Source organism: Mesorhizobium sp. M2A.F.Ca.ET.039.01.1.1 (assembly GCF_003998035.1).
Lineage (GTDB): Bacteria > Pseudomonadota > Alphaproteobacteria > Rhizobiales > Rhizobiaceae > Mesorhizobium.
The window spans coordinates 1-4,896 of record NZ_RZRY01000482.1; the positions used below are offsets into that span (position 1 = coordinate 1).

The 4,896-nt window shown below is 66.4% G+C and carries 5 protein-coding genes; all 5 read left to right on the plus strand.

Features of this window, described 5'->3' with window-relative positions:
• Positions 1-133: 133 nt before the first annotated feature.
• Entirely contained in the window at positions 134-835 is a 702-nt protein-coding gene (locus EOA24_RS27375; protein ID WP_126081111.1) for an isochorismatase family cysteine hydrolase, read from the plus strand.
• Between the two features lie 10 nt (positions 836-845).
• Entirely contained in the window at positions 846-2,375 is a 1,530-nt protein-coding gene (locus EOA24_RS27380) for an ABC transporter ATP-binding protein (RefSeq protein ID WP_126081110.1), read from the plus strand.
• Entirely contained in the window at positions 2,375-3,043 is a 669-nt protein-coding gene (locus EOA24_RS27385; protein ID WP_126081109.1) for an isochorismatase family cysteine hydrolase, read from the plus strand. Before EOA24_RS27380 ends, EOA24_RS27385 begins: the two co-directional genes overlap by 1 nt.
• Positions 3,036-3,386 (plus strand): cupin domain-containing protein, encoded by a 351-nt coding sequence (locus EOA24_RS27390; RefSeq protein ID WP_126081108.1) that lies wholly within the window; start codon positions 3,036-3,038, stop codon positions 3,384-3,386. Before EOA24_RS27385 ends, EOA24_RS27390 begins: the two co-directional genes overlap by 8 nt.
• A partial coding sequence (gene atzF / locus EOA24_RS27395) for an allophanate hydrolase (RefSeq protein WP_127410262.1) occupies positions 3,383-4,896 on the plus strand: 1,514 nt, incomplete at its 3' end. The genes EOA24_RS27390 and atzF, both read left to right, overlap by 4 nt.

Genomic DNA, 4,896 nt, shown 5'->3' on the forward strand with positions numbered 1-4,896 from the left:
CCCTACATCCTCACCCTCATCATCATGATCGCCACCTCGTCGCCGAGCCGCACGCTCGCCGGCGCGCCCGGCGAACTGTCGATCACCAAATGACCGCGCACCACGCACCGCTCGCGATACCGGAGTTTTCGCCATGAACGCCAGAGCCGAGATCACCCAGCGCTACATCGACGCCGATCCCTATCCCTGGCCCTACAATGGCGATCTCAGGCCCGACAACACGGCGCTGATCATCATCGACATGCAGACCGACTTCTGCGGGCCTGGCGGCTATGTCGACCATATGGGCTACGACCTGTCGCTGGTCCGCGCGCCGATCGAGCCGATCAAATCTGTGCTGTCGGCTATGCGAGGCAAGGGCTACACCATCATCCACACGCGCGAGGGCCACCGCCCTGACCTCGCAGACCTGCCGGCCAACAAGCGCTGGCGCTCGCGCCGCATCAATGCCGGCATCGGCGATCCGGGTCCGTGCGGGCGTATCCTGGTACGCGGCGAGCCGGGCTGGGACATCATCCCCGAGCTCTATCCGGCCGAGGGCGAGCCGATCATCGACAAGCCGGGCAAGGGCTCCTTCTGCGCCACCGATCTCGAGCTGATCCTCAACCAACGCGGCATCGAGAACATCGTGCTCACCGGCATCACCACCGATGTCTGCGTGCACACCACCATGCGGGAGGCCAACGACCGCGGCTTCGAATGCGTGATGCTGGAGGATTGCTGCGGGGCGACCGACTACGGCAACCACCTGGCGGCGATCAAGATGATCAAGATGCAGGGCGGCGTGTTCGGCGCGGTGTCGAATTCCGCCGCGCTCGTCGCGCAGTTGCCGTGAGGAGCCGGCGATGAGCGGAACGCAAGGAAAGGCGACCGGCGTCGAGACCATCGGCATGACGATGCGCTTCGGCGCCTTTACGGCGCTGGACGATGTCTCCATCAAGGTGCCGGCAGGCTCCTTCCACGCGCTGCTCGGCGAGAACGGCGCCGGCAAGTCGACGCTGGTCAAATGCATGATGGGTTTCTACCACCCGACATCGGGCGACATGCTGGTCGATGGACGCCAAGTCGCGATCGCCAGCCCCAGGGATGCCTCGGCGCTCGGCCTCGGCATGGTCTACCAGCATTTCACGCTGGTGCCTTCGCTGACGGGCGCCGAGAATCTGGTCATCTCGCGCGAGAAGGTGCCGGGCGTCATCGACTGGCGCAAGGAGCGCGCAGCGCTTGCCCAATTCATGGAGCGCATGCCCTTCAAGCTGCCGCTCGACGTCAAGGTGGCCGAGCTCGCCGCCGGCGAGAAGCAGAAGCTGGAGATCATCAAACAGCTTTATCTCGGCCGAAATTTCCTGGTGCTGGACGAGCCGACATCCGTGCTCACCCCGGGCGAGGCCCAGGAAGTGCTTGGCCTGGTGCGCGGCATGACCAAGGCCGGCGACCTCACCGTGCTGATGATCTCGCACAAGTTCCACGAGGTCACGGCATTTGCCGACGACATCACCGTGCTGCGCAAGGGCAGGCTCACCGGCACCGGCAAGGTTTCCGACCTTTCGCACAGGGAGATGGCCGCGATGATGATCGGCGACCAGCCGATCGCCGCGCTCGACAGCCGCGCGGCGCCGAAGGCAGACGCCGAGATCGTGCTGAAGGTGAAGGCGCTGAAGGCGCCGGACCGCACCGGCCTCAAGTCGATCGACATCGCCGATCTCGGCGTCCGCTCGGGCGAGATCGTCGGCATCGCCGGCATTTCCGGCAACGGCCAGAAGGAGTTCCTGGAAGTGCTGGCCGGCCAGCGCCCCCGCAATGGCGGCGAGGTGATGGTGCGCGGCGCCGCCTACGCGGCGACGCGCGCCGAAGCGCGCACGCTCAATGTCCGCCTCATCCCGGAGGAGCCGCTGAAGAATGCCTGTGCACCGAGGATGACAGTGGCCGAGAACATCGCTTTCCGCACCTTCGACGTGGACGGCAACGGCAAGCCGGTGAGCTGGATCAGCGCCGGTGCCATCAAATCCTTCAGCGCCCGGCTGGTCGAGCAGTTCAAGGTAAAGACCGCATCGCTGTCTTCGCCGATCGCTTCGCTGTCGGGCGGCAATGTGCAGCGCGCCGTGCTCGCCCGCGAGCTCACCGGCGAGGTCGACCTTTTGATCGTCTCCAACCCGTGCTTCGGCCTCGATTTCTCCGCCGTCGCCGAGATCCGGGCGCGTATCATGAAGGCGCGCAACGCAGGTGCCGCGGTGTTGTTGATGTCGGAAGACCTGGACGAGCTACTGGAACTCTCTGACCGCATCCTGGTCATGTCCGACGGCGCGCTGGTCTATGAGACGCCGATTGCGCAGGCGAGCGTGCAGACCATCGGCGAGCACATGGCGGGGCATCACTGATGGCGGAAATCGCAGCGCAGCCCTTCGCCTTTGCCTTCAGGCCCGAGACGACGGCGCTCATCGTCATCGACATGCAGCGCGACTTTGCCGAGCCGGGCGGGTTCGGAGCGAGTCTCGGCAACGACGTCAGCCGGGTCACGGCCATCGTGCCGACGGTGAAGCGGCTGATCGAAGGCTTTCGCGCCGCGGGCCTGCCGGTGATCCATACCATGGAGTGCCACAAGCCCGACCTTTCAGACCTGCCTCCCGCCAAGCGCGACCGCGGCAATCCCTCGATGCGGATCGGCGATGTCGGCCCGATGGGCCGCGTCCTGATCGCCGGCGAACCCGGCACCGAGATCCTCGACGAGCTCGCGCCCCTGCCCGGCGAGATCGTCATCGAGAAGCCCGGCAAGGGCGCCTTCTACGCGACCGGCCTCGGCGACGACCTGAAACGGCTCGGCGCGCGGCAACTGGTGTTCGCCGGCGTGACGACCGAAGTCTGCGTCCAGACGACGATGCGCGAGGCGAACGACCGCGGCTATGAGTGCCTGGTCGCGGAGGATGCGACGGAAAGCTACTTTCCCGAATTCAAGGCGGCCGCGCTCGCCATGATCCGGGCGCAGGGCGCCATCGTCGGCTGGACGGCGACCACAGATCAGGTCCTCGAGGGAATTGCGAATGCCTAATCTTGCCTTTGCCGGCCTCCTTGACGGCGGCTGGCGCGATCTGGCGTTCGAGCCTTTCCGCGACGGCGTCACCGTGCATTGGCTGCTCAAGGGCGGCCCGGTCGAACCGTCGGTCGCGCTGCTCAAATATCAGCCGGGCGCCGGCGTGCCGCGCCACCGCCATGCCGGGCTGGAAACCATCGTCGTGCTGGAAGGCACCCAGAGCGACGACAACGGCGACTATCCAGCGGGCAGCGTGATCCTCAATCCGGTCGGCACCGAGCATTCTGTGTGGACGAGGGACGGCTGCGTGGTGCTGATCCAGTGGGACCTGCCGGTGATCATTCTGGGGGAGACGAAATGAACGACATCCGCTTCGACATCGCCAGCCTGCGCGCGGCCTACCAAAGCGGGCTTGGCATCGCCGAGGTGATCGATGCGGTCCTTGCCCGCATCGATGCGGCCGGCGACCCCGGCATCTTCATCCACCTCGCGACGAAAGAAGAGATACTGGCCGAGGCCGAGGCGCTCGGCTCGTTTGACCCCGTGGCGAAGCCGCTCTGGGGCATCCCCTTCGCCGTCAAGGACAATATCGACGTCGCAGGCATGCCGACCACGGCGGCCTGCACGGAATATGCCTACACGCCGGACAAAGATGCGACGGTCGTAGCGAGGCTCAAGGCCGCGGGCGCTTTTGTTGTCGGCAAGACCAATCTCGACCAGTTCGCCACCGGCCTTGTCGGCGTGCGCACGCCGTGGCCGATCCCAAGAAATGCGATCGATCCGAAACTCGTGCCCGGCGGCTCCTCCTCCGGCTCGGCGGTTGCGACGGCGCGCGGCATCGTCTCCTTCGCGCTTGGCACCGACACCGCCGGCTCTGGCCGCATCCCGGCTGGCCTCAACAGCATTGTCGGGCTGAAGCCGACGGTCGGCGCGTTGTCGACGACGGGCGTCGTTCCGGCCTGCCGGACACTCGACTGCGTCTCAGTCTTCGCGCTGACGGTCGATGACGCCTATGCGGTGTTCTCGGTCGCTGCCGCGCACGACGCCGCCGATCCCTATTCGCGCGCCATCGCCGTCCAGCCCCTCGCCGCCCGACCGCCGGTGCTGACCATCGGCATCCCGGAAAAGGCCGATCTGAAGTTCTTCGGCGACGCATCGATGCAGGCAGGCTTCGAGGCAGCTCTCAAATCCCTGGAAACGCTCGGCGCCCGGCTTGTCGAAATCCCGTTCGGCGACTTCTACGCCACCGCCGACCTGCTCTACGAAGGCGCCTGGGTGGCGGAGCGCTATGCGGCGATCCGCGATTTCTTCGAAGCGAATGAAGCAGCCCTCCATCCGGTGACGCGCAAGATCATCGGTGGCGCCAGGAACCTGTCGGCCGCCGATGCTTTCCGCGGCCTCTACGCCTTGCAGGCCTACAAGGCCCGCCTGACCCCCGTCATCGCCTCCGTCGACCTTTTCTGCATGCCGACGGCGCCGACCCACTACAGCGTCGATGCCGTGCTCGCCGATCCGATCGTCACCAACAGCCGGCTGGGCACCTACACCAATTTCGTCAATCTGCTCGACATGTGCGGCATCGCCGTGCCCACCGGCACGCGCGACGACGGTCTGCCGATGAGCGTGACCCTGCTTGCCGCCGCAGGACGCGACGGCCTCGTCGCAGCGGTGGCACGCGATCTCCATGCCGCGAGCGGCCTCACTCTCGGCGCGACCGGATGGCTGCAGTCGATCGCGCAGCCTGTCGGCGCGCCGGCCGATGACGGCACGATCGAACTGGTGGTGGTCGGCGCCCATCTTTCGGGAATGCCGCTCAACGGCCAATTGAAGGAGGCCGGCGCGCGCTTCTGCAGGGCGGCGCGGACCAGCTC